Genomic DNA, 15,725 nt, shown 5'->3' on the forward strand with positions numbered 1-15,725 from the left:
CCGTTCAGCGTCTCCGCAACGCGCCGAGCAGGTTCTGCAGCAGTGGCACGTCGGAGTGGTCCGCCACCTCGTCGAGCATGTCCGGAACCCGGGTGAACTTCACCCGCGGACGGTCTTGCGCGTCACCTCGGCTGATCTCGGCCTTGTCGATGGCCTTCCAGCCGGCGGCATCGATCACGTCGGGCTGACGGGCGTGCACCATCCGGGTGACCGCGCGCGGCCCGGCGGAGGGTTCGCGCAGCAGCCCGGCGTTGTAGTCGGCGGCCAGGGTCTGGATCGTCATCAGCGAGTCGGACTTGTTGGTACCGATGAACCCGTTGGTACCGCGTTTGATCCAGCCCGACACGTAAGCCCCCGGTACCCGCTGCCCGGTCGCCGGGTCGACGACGCGGCCGCCCTCATTGGGGACCACACCGGCGTCGTCGTCGAACGGCAGGTCGGCGATCGGGGTGCCGTGATAGCCGATCGAGGTGAGCACCAACCCGGCATCGATCGACCGGACCTGTTCGGTGCCGGTGACGGTGAATTCGATTGCGGTAGGCCGGTTCTCGCCGATCACCCGGGCGGGGGTCAGGCCGTAGGCGAACCGGATGCGCGGCTTGGTGATCGGCGCTGAGGAGTCACCGAGCTTGGCCAGGATCTCCAGCTTCCGGCGGGTGAAGTTGTCGGTGACGGTCGCGAGATCGTTGCGCACCCGGGCGTGGTCCTCGGCATCCAGCACCACGTCGACGGCCTGGGTCAGGCCGACCAGCTCGGGCAGGGTGAACGCGGAGTCGATCGGCCCGCGCCGGGCGACGATCACCACTTCCTGCACGTTGGATTCGCGCAACACGGTCAGCGCGTGATCGGCGATGTCGGTGTCGGCCAGCTTGTCCGGGTCGCAGGTGAGGATGCGCGCGACGTCCAGCGCCACGTTGCCGTTGCCGACGATCACCACCCGCTCGTGACTGAGATCCACTGGCAGACCGACGAAGTCGGGGTGCCCGTTGTACCAGCCGACCACTTCGGTGGCGGTGCCGGTGCCGGGCAGATCCATGCCGTCGATCTCCAGCCGGCGGTCATGCAGCGCGCCGGAGGCATAGAGCACCGCGTGGTGATGCTCGAGCAGGTCGGCGTGGCTGATGTGTTTGCCCACTTCGACGTTGAGGAAGAAGTTGAAGCCGCGCCGCCAGGAGATCGAGTCGAAGAGCCGGGTCACCAGCTTGGTGTGCTGATGATCCGGCGCCACCCCGGCGCGCACCAAACCGTAAGGCGTGGGTAGCTTTTCGAACATGTTGACCAGCACGCCGGGCTGGGTGAGCAGCTCGTCGGCGGCGTACATGGCGGCCGGTCCGGAACCCACGATCGCGACCGTCAGCGGGTACTTGCCGCGCTGGTGCAGTTCGGCGGCGGGCAGGATCGGAGCCAGCTTGGACGTCGGCGGAAGCTTCACCCCTTCGGGGCGCTTGGGGTAGTACGACTTGTTGATCTCGACGAACGGCAGCTGGGCGGCCGGTAGCGCGGTGTCCGGATAGATCGCGTCGACCGGGCAGGCCCGAACACAGGCGCCGCAGTCCACGCAGGCGTCCGGATCGATGTAGAGCATCTCCGAGGTGGCGAAGTCCGGTTCGTCCGGGCTCGGGTGAATGCAGTAGACCGGGCAGGCGAAGACGCAGGACGCGTCGTTACAGCATGCCTGGCTGATGACGTGCGGCATGTGGCGGTGAGCTCGGGCGGGCTCAGGCGGCGGGCGCCAGGTGCGCGCGCTGCGGCTGGGCGCGGAACCGCGACGGTGCCCCGCTGATCCGGCACATCTTCCACACCAGCTTGGCGACCGGGTTCATCAGCCCGGTGTCGTGGCAGAGCATGCGCACGTCGGCGAACATGTTGGACAGCATCAGCTTGGCGTCGGCCGACCGGAAGAAGATGTCCTTGCGCACCGAGCGGGGGATGTCGAACTCGTTCCAGAACGCCTTCGGCGGGACGACGATCGCCGAACACAGGATGCGCATGGTCAGCGGTACGAACAGCGACAGCCAGAATCGCTTGCGGCGCGGCAGGTCCGGGATGCGCTTGCTGAGGTACTCGTGGGCGAAGGAGATGTGGCGCGCCTCTTCGGCGACGTGAATCGCCATCACTTTCTCCATGATCGGATGCAGCGTCTTGCCCTCGCGCAGGATGTCCTTCTGGATGTGGTCGATCGGCTCTTCGCCGGCGAGGATGCCGAACCAGAACGGGATGGGCAGGGGCCCGGCGACCAGCGGGATGAACGCGGCGATCCACTTGAGCATCCGCGGCATGCCGGGCACGTCTTCGCCGATGTGGTTCACCATCTCCTGGAACATCAAGGTGTGGTTGCACTCCTCGACCGACTCGTGCAGGCAGTACCGGTACTCCGGTGAGCCGTTGGGCAGCCAGAACGCGTAGTTGAGCAGGCCGCGGATCAGGATGGACTCGAAGTGCAGCCCGACCTTGGCGACGTTGGCCTGACGCCACATGCCGATCTTGATCTGGCGCTCTTCGGACTGCTCGGCGTACCAGGGGTGCTTGCCGATCGGGTCGGTGGCGGGCAGCTTCCAGCGGGGGTCGTTGTCGATGACCTTGAATTCCGGGCTGTCCCAGTCGATGTCGATGTAGGGGTTGAAGTGCCGGCGAACCGACCCCTCCGACAGGGTGTTGAGCATGTCGACGTACTGGGTGTCGTCGGACACCTCCATGTTGGCGCGCCACCGCCGAATGATGCGAGTGCGAGCCGGCTTCTGAGCAACGGTCTGAGCCATCGAAGACACCCCCAGGAGTTCTTTACATTTGGGCTTGTTATGTATAACGGTACCGCAGGTATCGGCTACTCGTCCAGGCTTCTGAGCAGGACTGTGGCCGTGACAGGTGTCGAGCGTCTCATGTGACACAGCTCACGCTCAAACCTGCTGTGGGAGGTGCCGTCGGCCGCTGTCTACGCTAGGGGCCATGGCTGAGCAGCTCACGATCCCGGACTCCCTCAAACCCGCCGACGGACGGTTCGGCTGCGGGCCATCGAAGGTCCGCCCGGAACAGCTGAACGCGCTGGTCACCACCGCGGCGCCGCTGTTCGGCACCTCGCACCGGCAGGCGCCGGTCAAGGATCTGGTCGGCCGGGTCCGCAGCGGACTGCGCGAACTGTTCTCGGTGCCCGACGGCTATGAGGTGGTGCTGGGCAACGGCGGCTCCACCGCGTTCTGGGATGCCGCCGCGTTCGGGCTGGTCGACAAGCGCTCCCTGCACCTGACCTACGGCGAGTTCAGCGCCAAGTTCGCCTCCGCGGTGGCCAAGAACCCCTTCGTCGGCGACCCGATCATCATCAAGGCCGACCCGGGCAGTGCTCCCGAGCCGACGTCGGACCCGTCGGTCGACGTCATCGCCTGGGCGCACAACGAGACCTCCACCGGGGTCGCGGTGCCAGTGCACCGACCTGAAGGCACCGGCGGCGAAGGAGGGGCCCTGGTCGTGATCGACGCGACGTCGGGCGCGGGCGGCCTGCCGGTCGACATCACCGAGGCCGACGCCTACTACTTCGCCCCGCAGAAGAACTTCGCCTCCGACGGCGGGCTGTGGCTGGCGATCATGAGCCCGGCCGCGCTGGCCCGCGTCGAGGCCATCGCCGCGTCGGGCCGGTGGGTGCCCGAGTTCCTGTCGCTGCCGATCGCGGTGGACAACAGCACCAAGAACCAGACCTACAACACCCCGGCGATCGCCACCCTGGCCCTGCTGGCCGAGCAGCTGGACTGGATGCTGGGCAACGGTGGGCTGGACTGGGCGGTCAAGCGCACGGCGGATTCGTCGCAACGGCTGTATTCCTGGGCCGAGGAGCGCGATTTCACCACCCCGTTCGTCGCCGACCCGGCGCTGCGGTCGCAGGTGGTGGGCACCATCGACTTCGTCGACGGGGTGGACGCCGCAGCGGTCGCCAAGGTGCTGCGGGCCAACGGCATCGTCGACACCGAGCCCTACCGCAAACTGGGCCGCAACCAGCTGCGGGTCGCGATGTTCCCGGCAGTGGACCCCGACGACGTCAGCGCCCTGACCCAGTGCGTGGACTGGGTCGTGGGCAAACTCTGAGTTCGTCGCGCCGTGATCATCTCGTTATAAGGCCAGCGTGTCACCGCGGTCGGGGCCGCGCGCTGCACTAGAGTCCGCAGCTAACGGGCCGTCGCGAGGAGAAGTCATGAGGGAACTGACAGTCATCGGTCTCGACGTCGACGGCAAGCACATCATCTGCGAGAGCGTCGGCGGCGAGGACGAGCGCACCGACATGTTCCGGCTGCGCATCGAAGACCAGCTGCGCGGCGCGTTGCGCGACGAGGGCCGCCGAGCGGGCCAGACCACCCCGGGAGGCAAGATGCTCCGGCCCAAAGACATCCAGTCCCGGATCCGCGCCGGAGCGTCGGTGGAGCAGGTGGCCGCGGCCGCAGGCGTCGAGGTCTCCCGGGTGGAGCGGTTCGCGCACCCGGTGCTGCTTGAGCGCTCGCGGGCCGCGGAGCTGGCGACCGCCGCCCACCCGGTGCTGGCCGACGGTCCGGCGGTGCCGACCCTGCTCGAGGTGATCACCGGCGCCCTGATGGCGCGCGGCCTGAGCACCGAGCACACCAGCTGGGACGCCTGGCGCAACGAGGACGGCCGCTGGACGGTGCAGCTGGCCTGGAAGGCGGGCCGCTCGGACAACGTCGCGCACTTCCGCTTCACCCCGGGCGCGCACGGCGGGACGGTCACCGCCGCCGACGACGCGGCGATGGAGCTGATCGACCCGGCCTTCGACCGTCCGCTGCGGCCGGTTGCCCCCGTCGCCGAGCTGGACTTCGAGGAGCCCGCCGCACCGGCGGCGCCCGAGAGTGAGCCGGTCCGCCGGCGCGCGGCACCGCGGGCCCGTCGCAGCAAGCCGGAGGTCCCGGGCTGGGAGGACGTGCTGCTCGGGGTGCGCTCCACCGGAACCGGAACGGCCGGCCAGGGCTGACCTCAACCGGCCGTCGCCAACAGCACCAGCCACGCCCCCGCGACACCGATTCCGATTCCCAGCGCGAACCACCGCAGCACCTGAGTGTGCCGCCAGCCCCACACCGTGGGCGCCAACCCGCCCACCGCGACCACGTTGAGCCCGACCGCCACCGCAGGGTGCACCCGTTCCAGGCCCATGCTCAACACGGTGATCGCAGTGCCGACCACCGCCGCCACGAATCCGGCCACCGTCAAACCCGTTGCCCAAGGGGTCTGCTCGTCGGGCATCACGGCGCCGTCCTGCAGCGTTCGTAGAAGGCCAGCGCGGCCGCCGTCGCGACGTTGAGCGAGTCGGTCCCCCGCGACATCGGGATGCGCACCCGGATGTCGCTGGCGCGCATCGTGGTTTCGGACAGTCCGGGGCCCTCCGCCCCGACCAGCACCGCCAACGGCTCGTCGCGCACCGTGTCCATCGCCGCCGACAGCGTCTGCGCCCGCGGGTCCGGCGTCATCGCCAGCAGTCGGAAGCCGTGCTCGCGCAGCAGGCCCAGGTCGTCGGGCCACCGGGTGGAGCGGACGTAGGGCACCAGCAGGGCGTGCCCCATCGAGACCCGCACCGCCCGCCGGTACAGCGGGTCGGCGCAGCCGGCACCGAACACCACCGCGTCGACGCCCAGCCCGGCGCCGTTGCGGAAGATCGAGCCCAGATTCTCGTGGTCGTTGACGCCCTCGAGCACCGCGATGGTGCGGGCGCCGGCGAGCAGGTCGGCGAGTGTCGGCTCCGGCACCCGGGAGGCGGCGGCCAGCACGCCGCGGTTGAGATGAAACCCCACCACCTGCGCCATCACCTCGGCCGACACCCGGTAGTAGGGGACGTCACGGCCGGCCAGATCGTCGGCGAGCTCGCTGAGCCGGCGATCGGTGCCCAGCAGCGCCCTGGGCGTGAAGCGCGAGGCCAGCATCCGCTGCACCACCAGGACCCCTTCGGCGATCACCAGGCCTTTGCCGGTGGGCAGGTCCGGGCGGCGGTCGATGCTGTTGAGGTCACGGAAGTCATCGAGCCGTAGATCGGCGGGATCCGCGATGTCGACGACGTCGAGGACCCTGGCCACTGACCGAACATTACCGGCGAGGCGCTAACGTCAACGGCGATGACCCCGCCTGAGCCCACCCCCGAGCCGCCGCCGTTGCCGGCCGCACTGCTGCGGGTCTGGCCGGTGATCGGGACCGGCGTCTCCGGGTTCTCCCTTGCCACCATCGCCGCGTTCGCGGTGCCCGGCTTGGAGTCCTGGCGGCCGGTGAGCCTGGCCGGCCTGGGCGTCGGGGTGATCGGAACCACCATATTTCTGGTGCAACGCAGCGCAGCGCGCCGCGGAGCACGCGGTGCCCAGACCGGGCTGGAGAACGAATAGGGCTACCGGCCCAACCGATTCAAGGAGGATCGCAATGGCACAACCACTGCTGCAGACACATATCGACATCGACGCGCCGGTCGCCAAGGTGTGGGAGCTGATCTCCGATTTCCGGCGTATGCCGCAGTGGAGCCCGCAGTGCCGGTGGATGAAGCCGCTCGGCGCGGTCCGCCCGGGAACCCGCACCATCAACTTCAACCGGCGCGGCTGGACGTACTGGCCCACCACCTCGGTCATCACCGAGTACGTCCCGCAGCGCAAGCTGGCCTTCCGGGTCGTCGAGAACCGCAGCGTGTGGAGCTACGAGCTGGAGCCAACCGCGCAGGGCACCCGGGTCACCGAGAGCCGGCACGTCGAGAACGGCGCCACCACCGCGTTCTCGGCGTTTATGGTGGGCAAGTTCATGGGCGGGACGCCCAACTTCGAGCAGGAGCTGGTCGAGGGCATGAACGCCTCGTTGAACAGGATCAAGGCAGCCGCCGAAAACGGCTGAGCCGCTTGCCGGGCGGGGGTAATGTCCGTCGTCAAACGCGGGAGGGAGCCTTGAACATGATCGACACCACCAGACCTCGAATGCTGAGCATCTGCGCCGCAAGCGCATTGGTCATCGGCCTGACCCCGATAGCGGCCACGCCCGCGATCAGCAGCGGCGCACTGGTCGAGGTGTCCACCGCAGTGGCGCTGACCAGCGGCGCGGTGGGCAGCATCCTCCCCGGCCTCGAAAACGCCCTCAGCACAGCGGTGTTGGACACCCCGGGCGCCGCCGACGCCTTCGACATCGTCGGCCTGATCAATGCCGAGATCGCCGCCGCTCAGGGCTTCTTCAACAGCCTGTTCAGCCTGCCCGTCACGTTGTACAACGACGTCACGAGTGTGATCGACAACCTGATCAACCTAGATTTCGGAATGGCCTTCAGTGTCGCGATCACCATCCCGCAGGACATCATCAACTACGTGCTCGGGCTCCCCGGACTGCTGGTCAACACCGCCTTCAACATGGCCTTCGTCCTGCCGGGCGAGTACCTGTTCAACTTCGGCTAGGGCGTCCCCGGCTTCGCCTACGCGTCGGGGAGAAGCGCGCGCGCCACGACATCGATGAGCGCGGTCCGCGCCCGTCGGTCACTCCATCCCCGGTCGACGGTGAGTGAGCGATACGGGCCGGTGCTGTGGCCAAGCGCCCACCAGAGGTCTACCGCGTGGTCGATCGACAGGCGCAGTGGCCCCGCTTCTGCGAGCAGCTGCACGAGCCCCCGAAGGTCGCTGCGCCGTCGGCGTTCGAGTTCGCTCTGAAGTTCGGCAATGTCTGGATCGGATGCGGCCACCGAACGCACGATCTCGTCGATCGGCGCCACGCGACGAAGCACGTCGCGGGTGGCATCGGTGATCAGCTCGAGTCGGCGACGCTGGGTGGGCTCGGCCCTTACTAGGGCAAGCCAGTCGCCGGTTTGCCATGCGTCGGTGCTCGGCGCTCCAGCGGATGCTCCCTCTACCACCGCGCGCAATAGGTCTCGCTTGGTCCCGAAGACCGCGTAGACGGTCTCCGCCGATACCTGGGCGCGCGCGGCGATCTGCGCGATCGTGGTTGCCGGATAGCCGTTCTCGATGAATCCGGCCGTCGCCGCATCCACGATCGCCGCACGTGTCGCTTCCCGCTGCCGGGTGCGCGCAGCCGAACGGTACTGCCGGCGGGGCTTGACTTCTTCGGGCATTTAACTACAGTTCCACTGTATTCATTACATCGATACCATAACCAAATAGTTGCACTCTCTCACTCCATCATGCAGTGGTCGCGCCTGGCCACCTCGGCGCGACACGGGAAGGGAGCCGTCATGCCGACCGACGCGTTCGACATGGCCGTTGCCCACCGGGTGTTCCGCAACGAGTTGCACAACATCCTCGGGCTGGTCCGAGACGTCGAGTTCGCCGATACAGTGCGATCCGCAGCGGTCGGCGCTCACCTCGAACTCATCCTGGCCGCACTCCATCACCACCATGCCGCGGAAGACGAGTTGTTATGGCCGAAACTACGAGCCCGAGCACCTGCCTGCGCCGAAGCCATCGCCCGCATGCAACACGCGCATCGCGACATCTCCGACGCGGACGCCAGGATCAAATCGATCCTGGCGTCGTGGGCCCGCTCTGCCGATGCCCGGCTCGCTCGACAACTCGCCGAAGCCGTCGCGGATCTGTCAGAGCGATTGGACGAGCACCTTGCCGACGAAGAGCGAAACATCGTCCCACTCATCAACCAACACATCACCGCCGAGGAATGGCAGCAGTGCGCCGCTCGTGGGACCGAATTCATTTCGCGGAAGAATCTCCGTCTCGGCCTCGTCTTGGGCGGCTTGACCTTCGACGCCGCGTCAGCTGATGAAGCACGGCGGATCTTGGCGCACGTACCGCTGCCACAACGCGTCCTGATCCGATTACTCGCGCGACGCTCACTGTTGAGATACCGGGCCGATCTCTACGGCCCGCAGCGATCCAGCACGAATGTGCGATGTGGAGTCTCAGTGTGCGATCCCGTCGGCTCGCCGGCAATCGAGATCGTCGAGAAATTTCGAACGTGTGAGCTGACCACGATGTCCCGAGACGGTTCGCCGCAGACCTGGCCCATCTGCCCTCTGCTACTCCCGGATGGGCGTTTCCTGGCCTGTACCAGCATCGGCCTGCCGCAGAAGGCGCTCAACATCCGCCGAAACCCGAAGGTGAGCATGCTGTTCTCCGAGCCGATCGGTTCGGGCGTCAAGAATCCGGGCGCGGTGCTGATTCAAGGCGTGGCCACCGCGGAAGACCGCATCGTTGCCGACATCGGGGACGACGAGGGATTACGCCGGCTACTCGAGAGAGTGTCCGCCCGACAGCCGGCGGGCGCCTTCATGAGCAGCTGGCTTGGTCGACGGCTCTTTCCGTTCTACTACCTGCGAATTCTGATACACGTGACACCGTGTCGTGGATTATATTGGCCTACAAGAGATTTCAGTAGCAATCCAGAAACTCTCGATCTGAAAGAGCTGAGTCATGCGGACTGAAGAGACCTCGGCGCTGGCGGCATTCCCGGAGGGTGTCGTGACCGCGATTGATCCCGACGGATATCCGGTCAGCGTTCGACAGAACCTCCTGAGCTACGACGCGACCACGGGCGAGATGTACGTTTCCTGGCCCGATGGTGTCGCGGTCGCAGCGGGGCCGGCCAACTTGCTCTGTCACTCGCACGACGAGCGGCTCTGGAACATCAGAGCTCTGCAGATCAAAGGCCGCCTTGAGCGCCGCGGTGGCGACTGGGTTTTCATCGGTACCGCCGTCACCCCACCCGCCAACATGGTTGTCGTGTTGTGGAGGGCCGCCAAGAGCAATCGGGCGGCCGGACAGCGCTATCTGGAAAAGCGGGGACTCCAGCGTCCCCACGTGAATTGGGCTGCAATCAAGGAAATGCATCGGCGCGTCCGACTCGAACAGCCGGACTGACGACGGGCTCAGGTGGTCTCCGACTCCCCCGGCTCCGCGGGGGCTTCGGCGACCGCCTCAGGCGATTCGGCAGGCAGTTCGGCCAACTCGATCGGCGCCTCAGTCGATTCGACCGAGGCTTCCACCGGCTCGGTCGGCTCCGCCTCCGGCTCGTCGGCAACGGCCGGAACCGTCGTGACTTCGACGATCTCCAACACGCCGTCATCGAAGGGCTCATAAGCCGGCGAACCGGCACCCGCCGGCGCCGGGGTGTCACTGTGGGCGCCGCAGCCGTAGCGGACGTCGACCACCCGACCGTCGGCCGACATCTCGTTGCCGCAGACCCCGAACTGGATGCCGAGGGCACCCGCCAGAGGCAGATAGAACCCGCAGTCCCGGCAGACCCGCTTGGTGGAACGCGCCATGGCCGAATCCGGCCCGAACTCGCCGTCATGCCAGCGCTGAGCGGCGTCGGCGCGGCCCTCCGGGCTCATCACCGTGCAGCGGCCCAGCCCGATCTCGCCGGCCACCTCGTCGAGGTCCGGGTCCCCGCTGGAGACATAGCCCGGGACCAGTCGCGGATCGTCGGCCGGTGGCGCCAGCAGGTCGCCCGGCCCGAGATCGCCGGGACGCACCCGCTGGTCCCACGGCACCCACTCCGGAGCCAGCAGCGCCGTCGGGCCGGGAACCAGGACGACCTCACTGACGGTGACGTGGTCGACTCCGGGGATGGCCGCCACGACAACAGCCCACTGCCAGCCCTGATAGCCGGGCAGCAGCGCGCCGAACCGGTGGGTGGCAGCGTATGCGTCCTCGTAGTCGACGCCCAGATGCTCACCGACGGTCTCGGCGCCGCTGAACTCGGCGACGGCCGCACGGGCCTGTTCGACGGCCCCGGCCAGCGCCGTGGGCACGGCGACGGTCGCGGTGGCTGATTCCTCGCTGGGGCGCATCACGCGGGTCCCTTCCGTTCTTTTGACGCCACTCATCTTGCCGCAGCCCGGCCCGCGGGGCCACACGCAGGCACGACAACGGCTTGCGCAGCCATCACGCGAGGATAGGGAAGAATTGCACCGTGTCTGCGCGACGGCCCGATCTCCCGCACCCCGGCATGGCCAACTATCCCAGTGACGGCCCCGCTGACCAGGGGTCGCGCAAGCCCATGCCCAGCGCCAACCGCTACCTGCCGCCGCTGCGCGACACCCCGGGCGAACCGCGCCGGCAAGACCCTCCCCCCGCTGATCGCGTCACGGCGGCCCGGACCGCCGCAGCCCGCAGCCGCGAGATGGGTTCCCGGATGTATGACCTGGTGCAGCGCGCGGCCACTGCCGACGGCGCCGACAAGTCCGGGCTGACCGCGCTCACCTGGCCGGTGGTGGCCAACTTCGCCGTCGACGCGGCCATGGCCGTCGCACTGGCCAACACACTGTTCTTCGCCGCCGCCACCGGCGAGAGCAAGGGCCGGGTGGCGCTGTACCTGCTGATCACCATCGCGCCGTTCGCGGTGATCGCCCCGCTGATCGGCCCCGCGCTGGACCGCATCCAGCACGGCCGGCGCGCGGCACTGGCATGCTCGTTCGCGCTGCGCACCGCCCTGGCCCTGGTCCTGATCGCCAATTACGACAGCGTCGCGGGCACCTTCGCCTCCTGGGTGCTCTACCCGTGTGCGCTGGCCATGATGGTGCTGTCGAAGTCGTTCACGGTGCTGCGCAGTGCGGTAACGCCGCGGGTGATGCCGCCGTCGATCGACCTGGTGCGGGTCAACTCTCGGCTGACCATGTTCGGGCTGCTCGGCGGGACCATCGTCGGCGGCGGGATTGCCGCGGGCGCCGAGTACGTCTTCATCCGGCTGCTCGGACTGCCTGGTGCGCTGATAGTGGTGGTCGCGGTCTCAGTCGCCGGGGCGGTGCTGGCGATGCGGATTCCCCGGTGGGTGGAGGTGACCACCGGTGAGATCCCGACCACGCTGAGCTACCGCTTCGACGAGCGTCCCCGCAGTTGGCCGGAGCACGTGAGGCGGGCCGGCGGGGCGCTACGCCAGCCACTGCGGCAACCGTTGGGGCGCAATATCATCGCCGCACTGTGGGGCAACTGCACCATCAAGGCGATGGTCGGCTTCATGTTCTTGTATCCGGCGTTCGTCGCCAAGCAGCACGACGCCAACGGATGGGTGCAGCTGGGCATTCTCGGGCTGATCGGCGTGGCGGCCGGAGTGGGTAACTTCGCGGGGAACCTCACCAGTGCCCGCCTGCAGCTGGGCCGGCCCGCGGTGCTGGTGGTGCGTGCCACGATGGCGGTCACCGGTGTCGCGCTGGCGGCGGCGGTGGCCGGCACCCTGGCGATGGCCGCGGTCGCCGCCCTGGTGACCTCGGCCGCCAGTGCGGTCGCCAAGGCCTCGCTGGACGCCGCGTTGCAGCACGATCTGCCCGAGGAGTCCCGCGCGTCGGCGTTCGGCCGCACCGAGTCCACGCTGCAGCTGGCCTGGGTGTTGGGCGGCGCGCTAGGGGTGCTGGTGTATACGGACCTGTGGGTGGGCTTCACCGCGATCACGGCCATGCTGATCCCGGGGCTGGCCCAGACCATCCTGTCGTTCCACGGCGACTCGTTGATCCCCGGCCTGGGGGGCAACCGCCCGGTGCTGATCGAACAGGACGGCGCCCGCCTCGATCCTCGTCAGACAGGGGTGATGAACAGGTGAGACGTTCGACGGTCGTGCTGGTTGCGGTGCCGGCGGTGGTGGCGTCGCTGCTCGCCGGCTTCGGCACCTGGTACTTCACCCGAGCCGAGGAGCCGACGCCACCGCAGATCAGCGCGTACTCCAACGGGCACCTCACCCACGTCGGGCCGTACCTGTACTGCGACGCGCTCGATCTGGAGGCCTGCCTGCTCTCGGAGTCGCAGGGCACGCTGAGCGTCGATGAACGCCACCCGGTTCAGCTGTCGGTCGACGACCGCATCGGCAGAGCTCCGTGGCGGTTGGTGCGCGTCTACGACGACCCCGGTGACACCACCGGCCAGATATTTCCGCCGGGCAGCACCCTGGCGGTCACCGTGCCCACGATGGATCCGCACCGCGGCCCGTTGCGCGGCCTGGCGGTGCAGCTGCTGACGATGGTGCGCGATCGCGACACCGGCGACACGTTCGCGATACCGCACGCCGAATGGGCGGTGGGCCTGCACTGGAACCGTCAGTCGAGGACCGGCTGAGCTCCGTGACCCACGGGCACCTGCTCGCCGGGCGGAACCGGCCCCGGCGGGGTGCCGTCACCGAACGGCCTGCCGCCCAACGCTTCCCGGCCGTGCGGCGTTAGCCAGTTCGCCAGATCCGGCCCGGCGGGAACGATCCGCGACGGATTGATGTCGGCGTGCACGATGTAGTAGTGCTGTTTGATCTGGACGAAGTCGGTGGTGTCGCCGAATCCGGGCGTCTGGAACAGATCCCGCGCATACGCCCACAGCACCGGCATCTCTGACAGCTTCTGCCGGTTGCATTTGAAATGTCCGTGATAGACCGGATCGAACCGCGCCAGGGTGGTGAACAGCCGGACGTCAGCCTCGGTGATGTTGTCCCCCAACAGGTATCGCTGAGAGGTGAGGCGGTCGCTGACCCAGTCCAGGGCGGTGAACAACCGGTCGTAGGCCGCGTCGTAAGCCTGCTGGGTTCCGGCGAAGCCGCACCGGTACACCCCGTTGTTGATCTCGGTATAGATCCGCCGCGCCACCTCGTCGATTTCGGCGCGCAGCGGTTCCGGATACAGCTGCGGAGCCCCGTCGCGGTGATGGGCCGTCCACTGCGTGGAGAAGTCCAGGGTCATCTGGGCGAAGTCGTTGGTGACGACCGCCCCGGTGGGCACGTCGACCATCGCCGGAACGGTGATGCCCTTGGGGTAGTCGGGAATGCGCTTGAAGTACGCGTCCTGCAGGCGCGGGATTCCCAGCACCGGGTCCACGCCACCGGGGTCCAGGTCGAAGGTCCAGCTGCGCTGATCATGGGTGGGCCCGCAAAACCCGATGGAGATGACCTTTTCCAGGCCCAGCAACCGCCGCACGATGATGGTCCGATTGGCCCACGGGCAGGCTCGCGCGACGATCAGCCGATAGCGGCCCGGTTCGACCGGATACCCGTCCCGGCCGTCGGCGGTGATCCGGGTGTCGATGTAGTCGGTGTCGCGCTTGAAATCGCCGCCGGCGAGATAGCTGGCCATGGCTATCAGCGTGCCACGGCGTGCAGCCCCGATCTATGCGTCGAGCTCGCGAGCCACGGCCTTGACCACCTCGGAGATCTGCCGGGCGGTCTTGCGGTCGGGGTATTTGCCCTTGCGCAGCTCGGGCTGCACCGTGCCTTCCAGCAGGGTGATCATGTCCTCGACCATGCCGTGCAACTCGTCGGGGGTGTGCTTGTGCTCGGCCGGGGCCGCGTCGCGACGGGTCCGGGTCAGGCTCGGCGGCGGGTCGATCAGCTTGACGGTCAGCGCCTGCGGGCCGCGGCGCCCGGCTGCGACGCCGAACTCCACCCGCTGGCCCGCCTTGAGCCCCTCCACGCCGTCCGGCAGGGCCGAAGAGCGGACGTAGACGTCCTCGCCCTCTTCCTGGGACAGGAAGCCGAAGCCCTTCTCGGCGTCGTACCACTTCACCTTGCCGGTCGGCACTGGTCTCACCTGCTTGTCTAGCTGATCACTTGTTCGGGGGACATAAAGGACGCGTCCCGCCTGCGCAGGACGCGTCGGTTGCAGATCTTACTCGGAACACAGGCACGTGAGCACCCCGGTTTACTGGGTAAGGTGGTGGTGCCGCTGGAGAAGCCAATTCGCACTCCCGCCGACCGAATCGGACAGACACATGACACACAGGCAACGGACCCAGGAGGCCTTCCACCAAGCCGTGGAAAAGGCCATCGCGGAACCGATGCCGACGTCGGGGCCGCTGGTCGACACCTTCGGGCGGGTGCACACCGATCTGCGGATCTCGCTGACCGACCGGTGCAACCTGCGCTGCACCTACTGCATGCCTGCCGAGGGCTTGGACTGGATTCCCAGCGAGCATCTGCTGCAAGACGACGAACTGGTCCGGCTGATGCGCATCGGCGTCACCCGCTTGGGCATCACCGACATCCGCTTCACCGGTGGCGAGCCGCTGCTGGCCCGCCACCTCGAGGGTGTGGTGGCCGCCGCGGCCGCCTTACAGCCGCGGCCGGAGATCGCGCTGACCACCAACGGACTGGGCCTGGCGCGCCGGGCCGGTGCTCTGGTGGCGGCCGGGCTGGACCGGATCAACGTCTCCCTGGACACCGTCGACCGCGCCCACTTCGCTGAGATCACCCGGCGTGACCGGCTGCCCGACGTGCTCGCCGGTCTAGACGCTGCCGCGCAGGCCGGGATGACGCCGATCAAGGTGAATGCGGTACTCGACCCGAAGATCACCGGCGAGGACATCGTCAACCTGCTGCGGTTCTGCCTGCAGCACGGCTACCACCTGCGTGTCATCGAGATGATGCCGTTGGACGCCGACCACACCTGGAGCCGCGATGCCGGCCTGGGCGTCGAGCAGCTGCTGGAGATCGTGCGGGCGCAGTTCGCCCTGCGGCCCGACCCCAAACCGCGCGGCTCCGCCCCGGCCGAGGTGTGGCTGGTGGACGAGGGCCCCGACACCCCGGCCGGAACCTTCGGGATCATCGCCTCGGTGTCACGGCCGTTCTGCGGCGACTGCGACCGGACCCGGCTCACTGCCGACGGTCAGATCCGCAACTGCCTGTTCGCCACCGAGGAGTCCGACCTGAGGGCACTGCTGCGGGACGGCTCCGACGACGACGCCCTCGAACAGGCGTGGCGGGCCGCGATGTGGACCAAGCGGGCCGGCCACGGCATCAACGATCCGGACTTCATCCAGCCGGACCGCCCGATGAGCGCAATTGGAGGCTGA

General features: G+C 68.0%; 18 protein-coding genes. 10 read left to right on the forward strand and 8 right to left on the reverse strand.

Annotated features, from left to right (window positions below; all coding sequences use genetic code 11):
• Positions 1–4: 4 nt before the first annotated feature.
• Positions 5–1,696, reverse strand: coding sequence for an FAD-dependent oxidoreductase (locus K6T84_RS16690; protein ID WP_225401445.1), 1,692 nt, complete (start codon positions 1,694–1,696; stop codon positions 5–7).
• Positions 1,697–1,718: 22 nt separating this feature from the next.
• Positions 1,719–2,759 (reverse strand): AurF N-oxygenase family protein, encoded by a 1,041-nt coding sequence (locus K6T84_RS16695; RefSeq protein WP_224864571.1) that lies wholly within the window; start codon positions 2,757–2,759, stop codon positions 1,719–1,721.
• Between the two features lie 187 nt (positions 2,760–2,946).
• On the opposite strand from K6T84_RS16695, the gene serC reads away from it, so the two are divergent.
• A complete protein-coding gene (gene serC / locus K6T84_RS16700; protein WP_225401444.1) occupies positions 2,947–4,074 on the forward strand; it encodes a phosphoserine transaminase in 1,128 nt (375 codons plus the stop codon).
• Positions 4,075–4,180: 106 nt separating this feature from the next.
• Positions 4,181–4,966 (forward strand): septation protein SepH, encoded by a 786-nt coding sequence (sepH, locus tag K6T84_RS16705; protein ID WP_225398591.1) that lies wholly within the window; start codon positions 4,181–4,183, stop codon positions 4,964–4,966.
• Between the two features lie 2 nt (positions 4,967–4,968).
• Here sepH and K6T84_RS16710 read toward each other — a convergent pair whose 3' ends face one another.
• Together K6T84_RS16710 and K6T84_RS16715 are read right to left on the reverse strand one after the other, a co-directional pair.
• Entirely contained in the window at positions 4,969–5,235 is a 267-nt protein-coding gene (locus K6T84_RS16710; RefSeq protein ID WP_225398590.1) for a DUF2537 domain-containing protein, read from the reverse strand.
• A complete protein-coding gene (locus tag K6T84_RS16715) occupies positions 5,235–6,059 on the reverse strand; it encodes a TrmH family RNA methyltransferase (RefSeq protein ID WP_225401443.1) in 825 nt (274 codons plus the stop codon). Before K6T84_RS16715 ends, K6T84_RS16710 begins: the two co-directional genes overlap by 1 nt.
• Positions 6,060–6,098: 39 nt before the next feature.
• On the opposite strand from K6T84_RS16715, the gene K6T84_RS16720 reads away from it, so the two are divergent.
• From K6T84_RS16720 to K6T84_RS16730, 3 genes are read left to right on the forward strand one after another with little or no spacing between them, the layout of a single operon-like run.
• Positions 6,099–6,359 carry a DUF2530 domain-containing protein gene (locus tag K6T84_RS16720; protein ID WP_224864566.1) on the forward strand — a complete coding sequence of 87 codons (261 nt, stop codon included), beginning with the start codon at positions 6,099–6,101 and terminating at the stop codon, positions 6,357–6,359.
• A 34-nt stretch (positions 6,360–6,393) separates the two neighbouring features.
• A complete protein-coding gene (locus K6T84_RS16725) occupies positions 6,394–6,852 on the forward strand; it encodes an SRPBCC family protein (protein ID WP_225398588.1) in 459 nt (152 codons plus the stop codon).
• Positions 6,853–6,908: 56 nt separating this feature from the next.
• Complete coding sequence (locus K6T84_RS16730; protein WP_225398587.1) at positions 6,909–7,400, forward strand: hypothetical protein; 492 nt, start codon at positions 6,909–6,911, stop codon at positions 7,398–7,400.
• 17 nt (positions 7,401–7,417) lie between these two features.
• On the opposite strand, the gene K6T84_RS16735 is transcribed toward K6T84_RS16730, so the two are convergent.
• Positions 7,418–8,068, reverse strand: a complete 651-nt coding sequence (locus K6T84_RS16735; RefSeq protein ID WP_225398586.1) for a TetR/AcrR family transcriptional regulator — start codon at positions 8,066–8,068, stop codon at positions 7,418–7,420.
• A gap of 120 nt (positions 8,069–8,188) precedes the next feature.
• On the opposite strand from K6T84_RS16735, the gene K6T84_RS16740 reads away from it, so the two are divergent.
• On the forward strand, positions 8,189–9,391 hold the full coding sequence (locus K6T84_RS16740; protein ID WP_225401442.1) for a hemerythrin domain-containing protein: 1,203 nt from the start codon (positions 8,189–8,191) through the stop codon (positions 9,389–9,391).
• Positions 9,381–9,827 carry a hypothetical protein gene (locus tag K6T84_RS16745; RefSeq protein WP_225401441.1) on the forward strand — a complete coding sequence of 149 codons (447 nt, stop codon included), beginning with the start codon at positions 9,381–9,383 and terminating at the stop codon, positions 9,825–9,827. Before K6T84_RS16740 ends, K6T84_RS16745 begins: the two co-directional genes overlap by 11 nt.
• Positions 9,828–9,835: 8 nt before the next feature.
• Here K6T84_RS16745 and K6T84_RS16750 read toward each other — a convergent pair whose 3' ends face one another.
• Positions 9,836–10,759, reverse strand: coding sequence for a DUF3027 domain-containing protein (locus K6T84_RS16750; protein ID WP_225401440.1), 924 nt, complete (start codon positions 10,757–10,759; stop codon positions 9,836–9,838).
• Positions 10,760–10,917: 158 nt separating this feature from the next.
• Here K6T84_RS16750 and K6T84_RS16755 point away from each other — a divergent pair, with 158 nt between their 5' ends.
• Together K6T84_RS16755 and K6T84_RS16760 are read left to right on the forward strand one after the other, a co-directional pair.
• Positions 10,918–12,504, forward strand: a complete 1,587-nt coding sequence (locus K6T84_RS16755; protein ID WP_225401963.1) for an MFS transporter — start codon at positions 10,918–10,920, stop codon at positions 12,502–12,504.
• Complete coding sequence (locus K6T84_RS16760; protein WP_225398583.1) at positions 12,501–13,013, forward strand: DUF2771 domain-containing protein; 513 nt, start codon at positions 12,501–12,503, stop codon at positions 13,011–13,013. The genes K6T84_RS16755 and K6T84_RS16760 overlap by 4 nt, the downstream gene beginning before the upstream one ends.
• Here the strand turns inward: K6T84_RS16760 and K6T84_RS16765 are convergent.
• Complete coding sequence (locus K6T84_RS16765; RefSeq protein ID WP_225401439.1) at positions 12,995–14,011, reverse strand: glutathione S-transferase family protein; 1,017 nt, start codon at positions 14,009–14,011, stop codon at positions 12,995–12,997. The genes K6T84_RS16760 and K6T84_RS16765 overlap by 19 nt on opposite strands.
• A gap of 33 nt (positions 14,012–14,044) precedes the next feature.
• A complete protein-coding gene (locus K6T84_RS16770; protein WP_224864562.1) occupies positions 14,045–14,455 on the reverse strand; it encodes a cold-shock protein in 411 nt (136 codons plus the stop codon).
• A gap of 190 nt (positions 14,456–14,645) precedes the next feature.
• Between K6T84_RS16770 and moaA the strand changes: the two genes are divergently transcribed.
• Entirely contained in the window at positions 14,646–15,725 is a 1,080-nt protein-coding gene (moaA, locus tag K6T84_RS16775) for a GTP 3',8-cyclase MoaA (protein WP_225401438.1), read from the forward strand.

Source organism: Mycobacterium zoologicum, from assembly GCF_020181635.2.
GTDB lineage: Bacteria > Actinomycetota > Actinomycetes > Mycobacteriales > Mycobacteriaceae > Mycobacterium > Mycobacterium zoologicum.

What these genes read in the sequence shown, in the direction of transcription:
- K6T84_RS16690 (WP_225401445.1), bottom strand. Translation starts at nt 1,696, where the DNA reads ATGCCGCACGTCATCAGCCAGGCATGCTGTAACGACGCGTCCTGCGTC.
- K6T84_RS16695 (WP_224864571.1), bottom strand. Translation starts at nt 2,759, where the DNA reads ATGGCTCAGACCGTTGCTCAGAAGCCGGCTCGCACTCGCATCATTCGG.
- serC (WP_225401444.1), top strand. Translation starts at nt 2,947, where the DNA reads ATGGCTGAGCAGCTCACGATCCCGGACTCCCTCAAACCCGCCGACGGA.
- sepH (WP_225398591.1), top strand. Translation starts at nt 4,181, where the DNA reads ATGAGGGAACTGACAGTCATCGGTCTCGACGTCGACGGCAAGCACATC.
- K6T84_RS16710 (WP_225398590.1), bottom strand. Translation starts at nt 5,235, where the DNA reads ATGCCCGACGAGCAGACCCCTTGGGCAACGGGTTTGACGGTGGCCGGA.
- K6T84_RS16720 (WP_224864566.1), top strand. Translation starts at nt 6,099, where the DNA reads ATGACCCCGCCTGAGCCCACCCCCGAGCCGCCGCCGTTGCCGGCCGCA.
- K6T84_RS16725 (WP_225398588.1), top strand. Translation starts at nt 6,394, where the DNA reads ATGGCACAACCACTGCTGCAGACACATATCGACATCGACGCGCCGGTC.
- K6T84_RS16730 (WP_225398587.1), top strand. Translation starts at nt 6,909, where the DNA reads ATGATCGACACCACCAGACCTCGAATGCTGAGCATCTGCGCCGCAAGC.
- K6T84_RS16735 (WP_225398586.1), bottom strand. Translation starts at nt 8,068, where the DNA reads ATGCCCGAAGAAGTCAAGCCCCGCCGGCAGTACCGTTCGGCTGCGCGC.
- K6T84_RS16740 (WP_225401442.1), top strand. Translation starts at nt 8,189, where the DNA reads ATGCCGACCGACGCGTTCGACATGGCCGTTGCCCACCGGGTGTTCCGC.
- K6T84_RS16745 (WP_225401441.1), top strand. Translation starts at nt 9,381, where the DNA reads ATGCGGACTGAAGAGACCTCGGCGCTGGCGGCATTCCCGGAGGGTGTC.
- K6T84_RS16750 (WP_225401440.1), bottom strand. Translation starts at nt 10,759, where the DNA reads ATGCGCCCCAGCGAGGAATCAGCCACCGCGACCGTCGCCGTGCCCACG.
- K6T84_RS16755 (WP_225401963.1), top strand. Translation starts at nt 10,918, where the DNA reads ATGGCCAACTATCCCAGTGACGGCCCCGCTGACCAGGGGTCGCGCAAG.
- K6T84_RS16765 (WP_225401439.1), bottom strand. Translation starts at nt 14,011, where the DNA reads ATGGCCAGCTATCTCGCCGGCGGCGATTTCAAGCGCGACACCGACTAC.
- moaA (WP_225401438.1), top strand. Translation starts at nt 14,646, where the DNA reads ATGACACACAGGCAACGGACCCAGGAGGCCTTCCACCAAGCCGTGGAA.